Genomic DNA, 17,121 nt, shown 5'->3' with positions numbered 1-17,121 from the left:
AATATTAATTAATAAAACAAAATAATTATGGCTTTCGAATTACCGAAATTAGGATATGCTTATGATGCTTTAGAGCCTCATATTGATGCAAGAACCATGGAGATACACCATTCTAAGCACCATCAAGGATATACAAACAATTTAAATAACGCTATTGCAGGAACAGATTTAGAAGGAAAATCTATTGAAGATATTCTTGAAAATTTAGATATGAACAATGGTGCTGTTAGAAATAATGGTGGTGGTTTTTATAACCATACTTCATTCTGGCAAGCTATGAACCCAGAAGATAGAGGTTATTTATCTGGCGATTTAAAAGATGCCATTGAAGCAGCCTACGGATCTAAAGACGAATTTATTGCTGCTTTTTCAAAAGCTGCAGCAACACGTTTTGGTTCTGGTTGGGCTTGGTTGTGTGTACATAAAGGAGGCAAAGTAGAAATTTGTTCTACACCAAATCAAGACAATCCATTAATGCCAGGTATTGGTTGTGGTGGTGCTCCAATTTTAGGATTAGATGTATGGGAACATGCATATTACTTAAACTATCAAAACCGTCGTCCAGATTATATTAAAGCATTCTTTAATGTCATTAACTGGAATGAAATTGAAAAGCGTTACGCAGAAGCTAAGTAAATAATTTAGAATATCTGTTAATTAAAAATAAGTCGTCTGGAACTTCGTTTCAGGCGATTTTTTATGTTCTAATTTTAAATTATTATATAAAATGAAAAAGGTGAACGTTAGTCCACCTTTTTGCCCCAAATCTACCATAAACTTAACCTACTTATGTTATGGTGATTCAAATATATGGTAGTCATATTGTTTGTTAAAATATTTTAGTTAAACGGCGCAAATATAGGCTTAAAAGAGATTGTGCTTAATTTAATTGCTGAAAAGCGCTAGATTAAAAAACTTATATGAAGGAAACTAAATTGCATAAAAAAAGCCGAACAGATGTTCAGCTTTTTTTGCCCCAAATCTACCATGAACTTAACCTACTTATGTTATGGTGAGACCAATTTATGTGTAATTTAAATATTTTGACTATTTTTTAGATGAACCGCTATTTTTTGGGGTGAAATACATATTTTTCGATTTTTCTATACTAAAATTATTTATTTGGTAATTAATAAGCACGTTCATTATTGCCTTCATAAAAGTTTATAAATGCACGATTTACAACTCTATTCCCTCCAACGGTAGGGTAGTTTCCTGTAAAATACCAATCGCCTAAATGCTCAGGACAGGCTTTGTGTAAATTTTCTACTGGCTGAAAAATAATTTTCACTTCTGCCTTTACCGATTCATCACTTAACAACTCAGATATTTTATCTGATAATTGTTCATCTGTAAATGAATTATAAATTTCTTTTACAAAATTTTGTACGTGTTTATCATCCAAATCGGTTTGCTTAATACATTTATTATATACATCTTTAACAATGTGGTATTTATTAGCTTCTTTTAATAATTCTAAGGCCGCTCTAAAAGCAACTAAACTTTCAAGATTTGCCATATCAATACCATAACAATCTGGATAACGAATTTGAGGAGCAGAAGACACCACTATAATTTTTTTAGGGTTTAAGCGGTCTAACATTTTTAAGATACTCATTTTTAAAGTAGTACCTCGTACAATACTGTCATCAATAATAACCAGATTATCTGTTGGTTTAATAACGCCATAGGTTACATCGTAAACGTGGGCTACTAAATCATTACGACTGCTATCTTCTGTAATAAATGTTCTTAGTTTAACATCTTTAATCGCTATTTTTTCAATACGTGGCCTTTCTTCTAAAATTTCTGTAACTTTTCTAGCAGACATTTTTCCACCACCGCTTAAAATGGCTTGTGTTTTCTTTTCATTTAAATAATCTTCAACGGTTTCAATCATTCCGAAAAATGATGTTTCAGCGGTATTAGGAATGTATGAGAAAACGGTGTTTTTAGTATCGTTATCAATAGCTTCAATAACTTTAGGCATTAATAATTTGCCTAACATTTTACGTTCTTTATATATTTCGGCATCACTTCCTCTTGAAAAATAAATACGTTCAAAAGAACATGATTTTCTTTCTAAAGGTTCTAGTATTTTCTTTATATCTACCTGTCCAGATTTTTTAGTAATAATAGCATGTCCGGGTTCTAATTCTTTTACATCATCAAAATCAACATTAAAAACCGTTTGTATTACAGGACGTTCAGAAGCTACAACTACTATTTCGTCATCTTGGTAATAATACGTTGGGCGAATACCTGCGGGATCCCTTAACACAAAAGAATCTCCATGGCCTATTAGTCCAGCCATAGCATAACCACCATCCCAATTTTTAGCTGCTTTTCTTAAAATTTTACCAACTTTTAATCGTTCAGCTATTTGAGGAGAAGCGTTCTTTTTATTATAGCCTTCCTTTTTTAAATCTTTATAAATTTTACTAACGGCATCATCTAAAAAATGACCAATCTTTTCCATAATTGTTATGGTGTCGGTATATTCTTTTGGATGTTGTCCTAATTCTATAAGGTTGCTAAAAAGCTCTTTAACGTTAGTCATGTTAAAGTTACCTGCCATAATTAAGTTTCTGTGCATCCAGTTGTTTTGTCTTAAAAAAGGATGAACACTCTCTACACTATTTTTTCCAAAAGTACCATAACGCACGTGGCCTAACAGAACCTCTCCTATATAAGGAATGTTTCTTTTTTGAGCTGCAACATCGTCTTTATATTCTGGGTGTGCTTCAAATTCTTTATTAACTCTCTCGTTTATTTGAGCAAAAATATCTTGAATAGGTTGTTGCTCTATAGAACGTACTCTACTTATGTAGCGTTGCCCAGGTTTTGTATCTAATTTTATACTTGCAAAACCAGCACCATCTTGACCTCGATTATGCTGTTTTTCCATCATTAAATACATTTTATTAACACCATAAAATGCACTGCCATATTTCTCTTTATAAAACTCTAACGGTTTTAAAAGTCTAATCATTGCTATTCCACATTCGTGTTTTAAGGCATCACTCATAATTTGTAAACGTTTTCGCTTTCGCGGAAATAATAAATGTTTAATTCCAAAAATGAATTTTCATTTTGGAAGTTATTTAAATCAAAAACGCGCTCTATTTTAGAGCGCGCTAGGTTATTTTAATTCTATTTCAAATTGCGTAAGTTGCTTAAATTGCAACAGTCGCTTGTGTACTTCACTACTTGATAAATTTTGCATGCGTTCAGTTCCAAATTTCTCTACACAAAACGATGCTAATGTTGAGCCGTAAATCACAGCGTTTTTTAGATTCTCAAATGAAATATCATCTGTTTTAGCAATATAACCTGCAAATCCTCCTGCAAAAGTATCACCAGCCCCCGTTGGATCAAAAACTTCTTCTAATGGTAAAGCCGGTGCATAAAATACATGGTCGTTATGAAATAATAAAGCACCATGCTCACCTTTTTTAATGACCACATATTTTGGACCCATTTCATGAATTTTTCTTGCAGCAACAACTAAAGAGTATTCTCCAGTTAATTGTCTTGCTTCTTCATCGTTTATAGTAATAACGTCAATACGTTTTATAACATTTAATAAATCATCCAAAGCACAATCCATCCAAAAATTCATAGTGTCTAAAATCACTAATTTTGGTTTGTTTGTCATTTGATCTAAAACACTAGATTGGACGATAGGGTGTAAGTTTCCTAACATCACTATTTCAGCATCTTTATAATCTTCAGGAACTACAGGATTAAAATCTGCAAGTGTGTTTAATTCAGTCGCTAAAGTATCTCTAGAATTCATGTCATTATGATATTTTCCACTCCAAAAGAAAGTTTTACCTTTTTTTACAATTTCAATACCTGAAATATCAATGTTTTTATTCGATAATAAGTCTAAATATTCTTGAGGGAAATCACCGCCAACAACCGAAACAGCCGAGGTGTCAATATTAAAATGAGAAGCGGCAAGGCTAATATAAGTAGCAGCACCACCAAGAATTTTATCGGTTTTACCGAAAGGCGTTTCAATAGCATCAAAAGCTACTGTACCTACAATTACTAATTTACTCATAAAAAAGAGACCTGATAATTTTGTGCAAATATAATTCTTTTGAAAACTATTGTAGCAATATTTTTATCAATAACTTTTTAAATGAAATGTTTCTGTGGTTTTCGTGACTTTTTAAAAAATGCAGTGTCTAAAAAAGCAAAAGCTATTATCAATTTAAAATTGGGGAATGTAATTTATGTTGAGGGACATAATTGTTTACGTTCCCTTATATTTTAAAGAAGCAGTAGTTTGTTTTCTACCAAAATCTGCTGGAATTTCACCCCAAGCTTTGGTTTCCCATTTTACAATAACAGTTTTGTAAGTATTATTGTTTAGCCATTCAATAGCTCTGTCAACTAAGATAAAAACAGGTTTGTTTTTATCATTTCGCTTTAGTTTTGTATTGCAGTTTTTCTTTTTAACCCAACTCATGGCCGTTCTGGAATCTGTATAAAGTATTCTGTCGCTGTTGTTTTTTTTAAGAATTGCTAACCCATGAACAAGTGCTAAAAACTCTCCTATATTATTGGTGCCTTCTTCAAAAGGGCCTTGTATAAAAATTTGCTTTTTTGTTTTAGTATCTACACCACGATATTCCATAATTCCGGGGTTTCCAGAGGATGCAGCATCGACTGAAATAGAATTATAATTAGGCTGCCCTATTTTTTTGAGTTGTTCAGTAGATAATTCACTTTTAAAACCTTTGTTTTTCCCAACGTAATCAAAATAATTACCTTTTAAAGCGGCTTTGGCGGCATCAAAAGTTGCAAACGATTTGTATTGCGCACCTTGAAAATCTTTTATTTGAGCTTTACAATCATTCCAAGATTCAAAAACACCAGTGTGATGCCCTTTCCAAACGGTATAATATTTTTTTTTCTTTTTACTCATTTAAAAGTTTCTCAACCACTATTGGAAAATGTTTCATCTCCAATTCATGAATTTTATTTGCTACATCTTCAGCATTATCATTTTTATTTACTTTACATGCTGCTTGAAAAATAATGGTGCCTTCATCATAATGTTCATTTACATAATGAATAGTGATGCCTGTTTCTTTTTCTTTATTGGCTACAACGGCTTCATGAACATGCATGCCATACATGCCTTTTCCTCCATATTTTGGTAATAAAGCAGGATGTACATTAATTACTTTATTTGAGAATTCCTTCAAAATATCTTCTGGAAATTTCCATAAAAAACCAGCTAAAACAATCAAATCTGGCTTTGAGGCTTTTAAAATATTAAGCACATCATCCGTTTTTGAAAATGCTATTTTGTTGAATGATAGTGCGCTAACATTTAGTTTTTTTGCACGCTCTAAAACTTTGGCATGAGGATTGTTAGATAATACTTGAATAACAGACGCATTATCGCTGTTGTGAAAAAACTTAATTAAATTTTCAGCATTAGTACCACTTCCGGACGCAAAAATTACAATACGTTTCATTTACAGATTATAGTGTTAAATATTATTCAAACAAAAAAAAGAATAATTATTAACAATTAGAAGGTAAAAACCAAATAGTTAAAAGTAATTTTAGTAAATTACCAACACATTTTTAAAGTAAAAGTGTATTATAAAATAAAGTTTTTTATTTTTGCCAACTAATTAAAACATTAAAATTAAAAATTATGTCAGACATTGCATCAAGAGTTAAAGCGATTATCGTGGACAAATTAGGAGTAGATGAAAACGAAGTTGTTACTGAAGCTAGCTTCACAAACGATTTAGGAGCCGACTCTTTAGACACTGTGGAATTAATTATGGAATTCGAAAAAGAATTCGATATTCAAATACCAGATGATCAAGCGGAAAATATCGCAACAGTTGGTCAAGCTATTTCTTATATAGAAGAAGCTAAATAAGCAAAAACAATCAAAATACTTTATGGAATTAAAGCGAGTTGTAGTCACAGGGTTAGGCGCTTTAACGCCAATTGGCAATACCAAAGACAAATACTGGGAAGGCTTAATTAGTGGTAAAAGTGGAGCTGCGCCTATAACATATTATGATACCGAAAAGTTTAAAACAAAATTCGCTTGCGAATTAAAAGACTTTAACGTTACTGATTTTTTTGATAGAAAAGAAGCTCGGAAAATGGATAAGTTTGCACAATACGCTATGGTAGCGGCAGACGAGGCTATTGCTGATGCTAATTTAAATCTTGATAAAGTTAATAAGTTACGTGTTGGTGTTATATGGGGAGCAGGTATTGGTGGATTAGAAACCTTTCAGAACGAAGTGTTAAACTTTGCTGGAGGTGATGGAACACCAAGATTTAACCCTTTCTTTATTCCTAAAATGATTGCTGATATTGCACCAGGTAATATCTCCATAAAACATGGTTTTATGGGACCAAATTACACAACAGTTTCTGCATGCGCATCTTCTGCTAATGCTATGTTTGATGCTCTAAACTCTATACGTTTAGGACACACAGATGTAGTTGTTACTGGAGGAAGTGAAGCAGCAGTAACTATTGCTGGTATGGGTGGTTTTAACGCCATGCATGCGCTATCTACTAGAAATGAAAGTCCAGAAACGGCATCCAGACCTTTTGACGCAACCAGAGATGGTTTTGTTTTAGGAGAAGGTGCAGGAGCACTTGTTCTAGAAGAATACGAACATGCAAAAGCAAGAGGCGCTAAAATATATGCTGAATGTATTGGCGGAGGTTTATCTTCTGATGCATATCATATGACGGCTCCTCACCCAGAAGGTATAGGTGTTATAGCAGTAATGAAAAATTGTTTAGAAAATGCAGGCCTTAAACCAGAAGATGTAGATCATATTAATACACATGGTACATCAACACCTTTAGGAGATGTTGCAGAACTTAAAGCAATTACAGAAGTATTTGGAAGTCACGCTAAAAATATAAATATTAATTCAACAAAATCAATGACAGGTCACCTTTTAGGTGCTGCTGGAGCTATTGAAGCTATTTCGGTTATATTGGCTATGGAGCACGGTATTGTGCCTCCAACTATAAACCATACTACAGTAGATGAAAACATTGACCCTGAATTAAATTTAACCTTAAACAAGGCTCAAAAGCGCGACGTAAAAGTAGGAATGAGTAATACATTTGGATTTGGCGGTCACAACGCTTGTGTAATATTCAAAAAAATAGATTAAATCCCGAATGGATAGCATTCGTAACATACTAAATTCCCGTTTTAAACGCAACGGGAATTTTTTTATGGAATTAACTAAAATTCTTGGGTTTAAACCTAAGAACATAAAATACTATAAAAAAGCCTTTACACACAGGTCTATGAATATTCAAGACCCTAAAGGCAATCCATTTAACTACGAGCGCTTAGAGTTTTTAGGAGATGCCATGCTAAGCTCTGTAATTGCATCACATCTATATCTTGAAGTACCAAGTGGTGATGAAGGCTACTTAACCAAAATGAGATCCAAAGTGGTTAGTAGAGAACATTTAAATGAGTTAGGTAAGGATTTAAAACTGATTGATTTAGTAGAAAGTAAAATACCCGCAGGGCAATTTGGCGATAATATTCATGGCAACTTATTTGAAGCCTTAGTAGGCGCCATATTTTTAGATAGAGGTTATAAATACTGTGAAAAATTTATTTATAATCGAGTAATCATTCCTTATGTAGATATTGAAACCTTAGAAGGGAGAGTCATTAGTTATAAGAGTTTACTTATTGAATGGTGCCAAAAAGAAAAGAAAACATTTGGTTACAACGTTTATGAAGACACTGGTAATGATGATGTTAGACATTTTTCTGTAAAGCTGTCTATAGATGAAAAAGTAATATCTAAAGCCAGAGCTACATCAAAGAAAAAGGCCGAAGAAAAAGCTTCAAAACGAGCCTTTTTTGCTTTCCAAAGTAAAATGTCAAAGATGCTTTAATTATTTAAATAGTCATCAAATTTACTACAACGTTTTAGTCACATTTCTTATCAAGATTAACAAAAACGTATTACACTTAAACTTTATTAATATTATATTTACGAAATTTAAAATAAGTTATGGCTGTTCACAAACTTATTCTTGATGATGCTTTTAATGATGCATTATATACTTTAATTGCAATACATAGCAGTTTGGAAGACTATCGTTTGTCATATCTTCTAAACAAACATTTAGGTATAGCACTATCTAGAAAAGCAACTGATTTAGATTTTAAAAACGGACAAATTTCTTATTCAATTTATGAATGGGAAGATCAAAAACAATTAGTAACATGGAGTTTGGTGTCTAACATATGCAAAACAGAAGGACTCCAACAAACAGATTATAAGTCGTTATTCGACAGTCAAGAAAAAATAATCAAAACATTTCAGTTATTACCAGAACATAAAACTGTAAACTATTTTTTAAAAATAGACAGCGAATTCAGTTTCAGTAAGGAAAAGTATATTTTAGATATTATATTAAAAATTCCTCAAATTGCAACCGCTTACAGTGTAGATTCTAATCAATTGAAATCAAAAGAAAATCTAATTTTTAACTAATGTCAATAGATAAAAAAACCAAAATAGTAGCAACCTTAGGGCCTGCTACAAGTACAAAAGAAGTTTTAAAAGGCATGCTTGAAGAAGGCGCAAATGTTTTTAGAATAAACTTCTCTCACGCAGATTATAATGATGTAAAAGAGCGTATTCAAATGATTCGCGAGCTTAATGAAGAGTACGGATTTACAGCAGCTATCCTAGCCGATTTACAAGGGCCAAAGCTTCGTGTAGGTGTTATGAAGGAGGAAGTAGTTGTAAACCCAGGAGACGAAATTATTTTTGCAACAGGCAAGCGTTTTGAAGGCACAAAAGAGCGTGTTTATATGACCTACGATAGGTTTCCTCAAGATGCAAAACCAGGCGAGCGTATACTTTTAGATGATGGAAAACTACTTTTCGAAGTCGTTTCAACTGATAAAAAATCAGAAGTAAAAGCAAAAGTTATTCAAGGAGGACCATTAAAATCTAAAAAAGGTGTAAACCTTCCAAATACAGATATTTCTCAACCAGCTTTAACAGAAAAAGACATTGAAGATGCAATTTTTGCCATCAGTTTAAATGTTGATTGGATAGCTTTATCCTTTGTACGTCATGCTGAAGATTTAATGCAACTACGCGACTTAATCGCAAAACATTCAGAGCAGAAAATCCCTATCATTGCTAAAATTGAAAAACCAGAAGCAGTAGAAAATATCGATAAAATCGTTGCTCACTGTGATGGTATCATGGTAGCACGTGGTGATCTGGGTGTAGAAGTTCCAGCAGCAGAAGTACCACTTATCCAAAAGCAATTAGTATTACGCGCTAAAAAAGCAAGAATTCCAGTAATTATTGCAACGCAAATGATGGAAACTATGATAGATAGTTTAACACCAACAAGAGCAGAAGTAAACGATGTTGCAAACTCAGTTATGGATGGTGCAGATGCCGTAATGCTATCTGGCGAAACATCAGTGGGGCAATACCCTGTACAAGTTATTAAGCAAATGGCTACTATTTTAAAAAATGTAGAAAGTTCAGATTTAATAAAGGTGCCTCAACTGCCACCACATATTCGTACAAACCGCTACATTACAAAATCTATATGTTATCACGCCGCTAATATGGCAAACGAAATTAATGCCAAAGCCATATCAACACTTACAAATAGTGGGTATACAGCATTTCAAATTTCGGCATGGAGACCATCATGTCACATTTTAGTGTTCACATCAAACAAACGTATCTTAACCCGTTTAAGTTTGCTTTGGGGAGTACGTGCGTTTTATTACGATAAGTTTGTAAGTACAGATGAAACCATCGAAGATGTAAACTCAATAGCCTGTAAAATGGGGTATCTAGATGTTGGCGACATGCTAATTAGTTTAGCAGCAATGCCAATGAAAGATAAAGGTATGGTAAACACCCTGCGTGTCACAGAGATTGAAACCTGTAATATTTAGATAATTATAAATTTTTGGGCGTTACCCAAGGGACGGGCTTTTACTACTGAATCCCTCCTAAGTCGGGGATTTCAAACATGCCGTTCAATCCCTAACGCGGACTCATTCGCTAACTTTTATTTAAAATTAAAGGGAGGTTTATTTTTGGAAAGGTTCGTTTAACGTCTCGGCTATGGTTAGTACGGGAATTAAAAGTAGTAAACTTTCGATTAAGCACTTAGCCAAAACTTTTTATTTTGTTTTATCTTTTTTGTTTTAAAGCCAAATCAAAAGATTTGGCGGACTTGGTTAAAATTACCTAACTACGGGTTAAGCACCAAAACCCGTATTAACTATAGCCATTGTTAGCAGCTGGCTTTTAGTTCAATTTCTATATTATTAAAGTTAATCCAACGTTTTAAATTTCCAATAAATCTTTTTAAATGGTGTTCATTAAAAAAAATATTTGTCCAATAATCAAATCGGTCACATTGAATACTTATATAGTAAACCATAATGGCTAAACAGGCATATGGCAATAATTCCCTTTCTTCTTTAGTAATTTCTATTTCGGTTTCATACCCTTTTATAAAACTGTCTGCTTTAATTTTATATTCATTTTCATTTAGATGGGTTGAAAAAAGTTGAAATAAGAAATAAGAAATATCAAGACATAACCAAGAATTGCCACAAAAATCAAAGTCAAAAAAAGTTACTTCATTATTTTCGTCAATATGCATATTATCAAACCATACATCTAGGTGTACAGCTCCATTTCGCAGATTTTGCTCTTTTAGATTCTCAAATTTGATTTTAAGAAAATCCGATAATGTTTCCAAAAACTTAATCTCTTCTGAATCTTTTTGGAAAAACTGTTTTGTTCTGGGAAGAGATTCTGTAAGCAAAGTTTTAGAATTGTAATTAATTCTATTTAATGTATAGTTTTCAGTGGATTTATGAACTTTAGCCAATGCTTTTCCAATAATGAAACTTGCTTCTTGTGAAAAATTTGGAACCTTTGAACCTTTGGCGTAAGAAAAGAGTACTCCAAATCTTTTCCCTTCGGGTGCATTAAGTTCCTGTACCAAATTATTAGAATTGTCGGCTATTGGAAATGAGACAGATGTGCTATTTGTATTTAGATGAATTAGAAGCTTTAGTTCTTCATTTATTTCAAGCTTTGTTCTCCAATTAAATGTGTAAACTCTGAAAGCAAATTTTTTTTCTCCATCAGTAACAATATAAAGATGGTTCATTGCAGCTCGAAAAAGTTTACATTCTGTTTTCTTACTTAAATTATACTTCTGCTGAATAAAGTCACTTATCTTTTTTGCAGAAAGTGTACTGTTAATTACTTGGAATGTTTCTTTCATTAATCTGTATGTTGTCTTTTTCGAGCTTGCTGCTAATATTCCGCGGATATGAAATCGTTTCAATGTTTTATATCCGACGTTAAACGAAGTTATATTTTTTTTCTGACAAAGTCAAGTAAATATGTGAGTAGATTTTTGGATAAGATTATTGCTTTCGCAGGAATTTATTACTTCTCAACAGTAACCCATTTTCCTTTAGTCCTAACCAAAAACTCATCATCATACATCGCCTCAGCTTGTACTCCAGGTAAATAATATGTGCCTAAATATGAGGCATTCAACATTACATTAAACGTTTTTGTACTGTGTTTTCCTTTTTTAGGTAAGTCAAAATAGAAATTCACACGGTCGTCTCTAATATCAGTATGTCTTGCAGCGCTTGTTGTTGTGCTTCCAAAAGCGGTAAAACGGGTGTTTACAATTTCCCAACCCGATGGAAAAATTTGTGTTAAAGCCACATCATTAACCGATGCATTTTTCAAATTACTCACACTAACGGTAGCTACAAAATCTTGTCCCTGCATCAGCTTAGAAATGTCAATCCTATTCCCTTTCAAATCTTTGTATTGCATCGAAACACTTAGTCCACGTTGTTCTATCAATTCTTGCCCAAGTGGTAATTTACCAGAATTCAATACGCGAATATAAACTACATTGTCTTTAGTGTTTTTAAATACTAAATTGTTTGTGCCTTCAACTACGTTTAAATCTCGTTGCGCAATGGCACTTTTAGTGTCTATACGTTCCGTTTTTCCATTAATGGTATAATTTAGGTTTAAAGCTTTTCCGCCATTAGCGTTTACCATTTTTGCCATGGCCAATAAACTGTAAGCCGTGGTTTGTGTGCTCATCCATCGGTTACTTGATAAATCTTTAGCAATATCTTCAGCAAGTGCTCGCATTTTAGAATCTTTAGTCAATACCATGGTTTCTAGAGCCATCGCACGGTTTCTATCTACTGAGCCATAGGTGTAATAATTATAACGCTGCGGTTTAAAATTAATATTAGCCGATTGCGAAATCTTGTCACTTGCCTCTTGTTGTCCTGCTAAAGCATAAGCCGCTGCCAATCGCCATTTGGCTTCATTCGAAATTTCAGAGAATTCTCTAAGACGGTTCATACTTGCCAAATCTGGACTACCAGCCAAAGCTAAAGTATATAATCTGTAAGCCTGTGCTAAATCCGAATTGTAAGTTCTGTAACTTGGGCGCCAATTTCTAGCTGTTTGCTTTTGGTACATCAACCAATTACTTTTAAAGGTTAATGGCAGAACATAGCCTTTCTTTTCGGCTTCAATCATAAAATGTCCTGCATAACTGGTACCCCAATCGTTGGCACTAGCTTCTCCAATCCAATAACTGAGTCCACCATGAGCACGTTGAAAATGTCCTAAACGTTTGATGCTATTTTCAATATTCGTTTGAATTTGTTTCTTTTTATCAAAAGTCAAATCAAAAATATCAGCTAAAAATAACTGTGGAAATACACTAGATGTGGTTTGCTCTACACACCCATGTGGATAACGAATTAAATACTGCAATCTTCTACTAAAATCCATTGGCGGTAAAGTTGAAAACTCTACCGTAGCCGAATTTGTTCCAGTAACCCCAAACGTTGAAAAGTCTAACGTTTCAGATGCATTTACTGCCAATGTTTTATCCAAAGCTTTTGAAGTTATTGGATTCGTATTTACCACATCCAATTCCACTTTGTATGTTGATTTCTCGCCATTGCCAGTTGCAATCACTTCAACAGTATTAATCCCTTTGGCTTTACTTACATCCAATTCAAAATACGCCATTTGCTCATCTGGCTTAGCAAAAGAAAGTGCTTTATAATTTTCGCCAACTACCGTAATTCCATCACTCAGTTTCAAACTGATATTCACGTTTTTTACTTTAGGTTCCATGGCAAAAACGGTAACAGGTAAGGTTACTTTTTCGCCTGGGCTTAACTTCCGCGGAAGCGTTGCTAAAACCATCAACGGTTTTTTAACTTCAACCGCTTTATCGGTACTTCCATAAGCTTCATTATCATTATTTCCAGCAACCACCATCGTTCGAACAGAACCTATATAATTTGGTAATTTTATTTGATGGATTTTTGTTTTTCCAGCATCCAATTTAAAAGGGCCTAAATACGTAACCACAGGTTTAAAACGATTCGCTTTTTTGTTTTTTCCACCTGCAGCATTGCCATCGCCACCAATGGCAAATACTTGGTCTATACTTCCTGAATAAGCACCAATAACGTCATCAAAAACATCCCAAGTTTTTACACCTAGGGCTTGACGTTTATAAAACTCATGCCATGCATTTGGAGTTTTAAATCGGGTTAAATCTAGCAGCCCTTCTTCAACCATAGCAATTGTATAAGTCATCGCTTTGTTGTTTTTTTCAGAAACTTTCACTGCAAAAGTTTGCTCTGGACGCAATTTATCTGGCATGCTTAATTCAGGGTGCAATTTCGTGTCTGGGTTTTCAACCATAATTGGAATGACGCCATATAATCGAATTGGTAAATCGTTAGCAGTAATCGCATGTGGTTGTAATAATGAAATATTCACAAATACGTTTGGAGCCATTTCCTTACTGATTGGAATATCAACAGTAGTTTCACCTTTACTCGTTTTCACCCATTTATAATCCAAAACTTCGGTGCCATTTTCAATACTTACCAAAGCACGACCTTCACTTCCTGAAGCAAATGTCACTTTAGCTGTTTCGCCTACATTATAGTTGTCTTTATCAGCAGAAAAGACGAGCATTTTTGCTGCTTCTTTATCAGATGATGGTGCTTTTTGCCACCAGTTTTTGTAGAAATATGCGGTTCTTCCTGTGGCGTGACCGCTAACAGGATCGGATACTCTTATGAGGTAATGTCCGCGATCGTTGTCTGGAATTTTCACATTGAAATTGGCTTTCCCATTAGCATCTGTGTTTATTTTTAGAGATTTATAAGGTCTGTGATAACTACTTGACACATAACTCGCCAAATCATCGTAAGACGAATTCCACCACCAGCGCCATTCCACTTTATAAATCTTCACTTCAAGGTTGTTGCGTTTTATAGGGGTGCCATTTTCATCAACCACCACTACGTCAAAGGTTTGGTTTTCATCTGTAAAAAATGAGCCATAGGCTTTTCCTTTTGGGGATTGTAATCCAACAAAAGATGTATAGGGCGCATATTTTTTGGTAAAAGCGTCCATGGAGAAATCGCCACCATTTTCAAACGCACGGACTAAAAATTGAACATTCAGCATCCCTGGTGCATTCTTCCCAACATTGAGTTTTTTGTTGATTGACGCTAAACCTTCTTCATTTACTTTCCCTTCAAATATGTTAATTTCTTCAGTATTGAATTTTCGTGTAGGGTCGTTAAACGTGTAATTTTTATAGTTTTCAAAAGCGGTATAAGCAGAAGTGAATTTCGCTTTTATCTCAGCTTTTAAATTTTTTCCTGGAGCTCCGTGAAGCCATTTTACATCCAAATCGCCTTTTAATGGTTCGCTATTTGAAAGGATTTCGTTTTCAAAATCGACCTTAATTTTTAATCGATTGGGTTTTACGGTTTCAATTTTTAAACCTTTATAAAAAGTAGCTCCTCCAACAGAAACTTTGGTATTGTAATTTCCAGTTTTGCCTTCTGAAGATGTTGGTACGGTAAATTTGTAGAAGTTATTTAAGTGGTCTGCGGTAACGTTTTTGTATACCAATTTTTCGTTAGGATCGGTTATTTCAAGTTTTACTGGATGCCTTTTTGGAAGTTTATTAGCGTTGTCATTCAACATAAACGTTAAATGCAAAGTGTCTCCTGGTCGCCAAACACCACGTTCGCCATAAATATAACCTTTAAGTCCGCGTTGTAAACGATGTCCGGACACATCAAACTTGCTAAGCGACAACGAGTTTCCATCATGAAGTTTAACATACGTAGTGTTTTTTCCTTTTGAAACGATGGCGAATGCTGCATTTTTATCGGAATCAATCAAAGTTAAACCTTGTTCGTCCGTAGTTCTGCTTGCCAATTCTTGTTGTTGAAAATTGTAAAGCGCAACTTTTGCGCCAGCCTCAGGGTTGGTGTTTAAAATATTGGTAACCGCAAAATAATACGAGTTGTTTGTACCCTGTTTTGCAATAACGCCAAGGTTTGAAGCGAGTAAATTTTGAGATACAATTTTACGCTCGTTATAATAGGCATCATGACATGGGTTTTGCTCTTCGCGCCAATTGTAAACATAATTTTTGTAACGATAGGCTTTGTTATCCCAATAAGCTTCCTCACGTAAGTCTTCATCTTCACTATCTATTTCAGCGTAATCGCCTTCATAGTAATCTTCTTCGTAATAGTTATTATAATCATCATTTTCTGAATTTGAAACACCTGCATTGGCTTCACAATCGTATAACGAATAGCGTTTATCAAAACTAAGTTCCACCCGATAAATAGCGCCAGCATCAGCTTTAAAAAACTTTGATAAATCGATGCTATAAGCTTTCCATTTTCCTGTGTTTTCTGCTGCGGATTGTAATTGAATAGTCTGTTTTGCAATCCGACGCCCAACCTTTTTTATATCGTATTTATTGTTGCTGTTTAAGTTGTTGTCTTGCAAAAATTGCAGTACGTTATCTTCAAATATTTTAATTACACGAACATCAATTGCACTTAAGTTAACCGCTTCAAAATTGAATTTTAATTGCTCAGAATTTGGTAAAATGGTGCCGTTACTTATTAATTTAACTTGTGGTTTTAAATCTTCAAAAGCTATAGTTTCAGAAAATGGTTTCTTCAATTTATAACCTTCAGTATTTTTGATGCCTTGAAATACATCTACCTGAATATTACCCACTAATTTACTGTCAGGATACACTTTAAGAACATTTCCATCTACTACATATTTTGGATTCTTTACTTTTTGAATGGAGACTAAACCATCAAAATTTTGTTGTTTTTTAAGTGGGTCTGAAAAGTTAATGGATAGATGCTGTTCTGGAGATTGCGTGACATTAGTTTCAACAATCGTAAAGTTATTTATACCAGGAATTAAAATGGTGTTTTCGCCTTCATTAGTTGCTTCAATAGATTTTCCATTCCATTTTACAAGGATGTTGTCGTCTTCAATTTTACGATTAATACTATCAATTTTAAACTCAAAATACTTCGAACTTTCATTTGCTTCATTAAAAACCAATGCTAATTTTTTGCCATTTTGGGAGGCTTCAACTAATGTTTTGGCATCTTCAATTGAAATAACATCTGCCGATTTTATAACCCCTTCAAGGTATTGCCAATTTTTGCTGTACGATTGTAAATGATTAGTTTCAATATTAAAACTTGGCGTGATGGTTTTAAACTGAAACGTATAATCTTTAAAGCCATCAGGCATATTTTTATAGATGTCATTTAGCTTCACAACAACCGTGTATTCCGTATCGGGTTCTAAATGTTCATCGGGTTTAAAAAGTAAGGTGTGTTTGTTGGCTACCGTTAATTTACCTTCAACATGAGGTTTTATGATTACGATTTTATCGGTTATTTCCTGTCCCATTTCCCAGTCTTCAACTTCGTTTGCTAAATTAATTTGAATAGGACTAGCCACTGAGGTTATTCCTGATGTGGTATAACTAATATAATCTCGAAATTTGAAAAGATTATCGGTTTCTACAACTTTCTTTTTACAGGAAAATACTAGTACAATAACCGTTACGACAGCAAGAAGTTTTTTGAATGACATGAAGAATAGATTTAAATGAACAAATTAACTAAAAAACGAAAGCGTA

At 33.7% G+C, this 17,121-nt stretch carries 12 protein-coding genes; 6 read left to right on the top strand and 6 right to left on the bottom strand.

Annotated features, from left to right (window positions below):
* Positions 1-27 precede the first annotated feature (27 nt).
* Entirely contained in the window at positions 28-636 is a 609-nt protein-coding gene (locus Q0870_RS01295) for a superoxide dismutase (RefSeq protein ID WP_298550326.1), read from the top strand.
* Between the two features lie 493 nt (positions 637-1,129).
* Here the strand turns inward: Q0870_RS01295 and Q0870_RS01290 are convergent, their stop codons facing one another.
* The 4 genes from Q0870_RS01290 to purN form a co-directional block, all read right to left on the bottom strand.
* Positions 1,130-3,028, bottom strand: a complete 1,899-nt coding sequence (locus Q0870_RS01290; protein WP_298550323.1) for an amidophosphoribosyltransferase — start codon at positions 3,026-3,028, stop codon at positions 1,130-1,132.
* A gap of 114 nt (positions 3,029-3,142) precedes the next feature.
* On the bottom strand, positions 3,143-4,069 hold the full coding sequence (locus tag Q0870_RS01285; RefSeq protein ID WP_298550321.1) for a PfkB family carbohydrate kinase: 927 nt from the start codon (positions 4,067-4,069) through the stop codon (positions 3,143-3,145).
* Positions 4,070-4,264: 195 nt separating this feature from the next.
* The gene (locus Q0870_RS01280; RefSeq protein ID WP_298550319.1) at positions 4,265-4,939 is read right to left on the bottom strand and encodes a ribonuclease H family protein; all 675 of its coding nucleotides are present in this window, start codon (positions 4,937-4,939) and stop codon (positions 4,265-4,267) included.
* Positions 4,932-5,498 carry a phosphoribosylglycinamide formyltransferase gene (gene purN, locus Q0870_RS01275; protein ID WP_298550317.1) on the bottom strand — a complete coding sequence of 189 codons (567 nt, stop codon included), beginning with the start codon at positions 5,496-5,498 and terminating at the stop codon, positions 4,932-4,934. The genes Q0870_RS01280 and purN overlap by 8 nt, the downstream gene beginning before the upstream one ends.
* A 185-nt stretch (positions 5,499-5,683) precedes the next feature.
* On the opposite strand from purN, the gene Q0870_RS01270 reads away from it, so the two are divergent.
* From Q0870_RS01270 to pyk, 5 genes are all read left to right on the top strand, one after another.
* Positions 5,684-5,917: an acyl carrier protein gene (locus Q0870_RS01270; RefSeq protein ID WP_008269813.1), complete on the top strand. Its 234-nt coding sequence runs from the start codon at positions 5,684-5,686 to the stop codon at positions 5,915-5,917.
* Positions 5,918-5,939: 22 nt separating this feature from the next.
* Complete coding sequence (fabF, locus tag Q0870_RS01265) at positions 5,940-7,190, top strand: beta-ketoacyl-ACP synthase II (RefSeq protein WP_298550314.1); 1,251 nt, start codon at positions 5,940-5,942, stop codon at positions 7,188-7,190.
* A 7-nt stretch (positions 7,191-7,197) separates the two neighbouring features.
* Positions 7,198-7,938 carry a ribonuclease III gene (gene rnc / locus Q0870_RS01260; RefSeq protein WP_298550312.1) on the top strand — a complete coding sequence of 247 codons (741 nt, stop codon included), beginning with the start codon at positions 7,198-7,200 and terminating at the stop codon, positions 7,936-7,938.
* A 119-nt stretch (positions 7,939-8,057) separates the two neighbouring features.
* Positions 8,058-8,543, top strand: coding sequence for an IPExxxVDY family protein (locus Q0870_RS01255; RefSeq protein WP_298550310.1), 486 nt, complete (start codon positions 8,058-8,060; stop codon positions 8,541-8,543).
* Positions 8,543-9,985, top strand: a complete 1,443-nt coding sequence (gene pyk, locus Q0870_RS01250) for a pyruvate kinase (protein ID WP_298550307.1) — start codon at positions 8,543-8,545, stop codon at positions 9,983-9,985. The genes Q0870_RS01255 and pyk overlap by 1 nt, the downstream gene beginning before the upstream one ends.
* A 344-nt stretch (positions 9,986-10,329) precedes the next feature.
* Here pyk and Q0870_RS01245 read toward each other — a convergent pair whose 3' ends face one another.
* Both Q0870_RS01245 and Q0870_RS01240 read right to left on the bottom strand, forming a co-directional pair.
* Positions 10,330-11,337, bottom strand: coding sequence for a phosphotransferase (locus tag Q0870_RS01245; RefSeq protein ID WP_298550305.1), 1,008 nt, complete (start codon positions 11,335-11,337; stop codon positions 10,330-10,332).
* 167 nt (positions 11,338-11,504) lie between these two features.
* Complete coding sequence (locus Q0870_RS01240) at positions 11,505-17,075, bottom strand: MG2 domain-containing protein (protein ID WP_298550303.1); 5,571 nt, start codon at positions 17,073-17,075, stop codon at positions 11,505-11,507.
* Between the last annotated feature and the right edge of the window lie 46 nt (positions 17,076-17,121).

Source organism: uncultured Algibacter sp. (assembly GCF_947487575.1).
Taxonomy (GTDB): domain Bacteria; phylum Bacteroidota; class Bacteroidia; order Flavobacteriales; family Flavobacteriaceae; genus Algibacter_B.
Note: the sequence above shows the minus strand (reverse complement) of the source record. Positions and strands in the feature narration are given on the sequence as shown.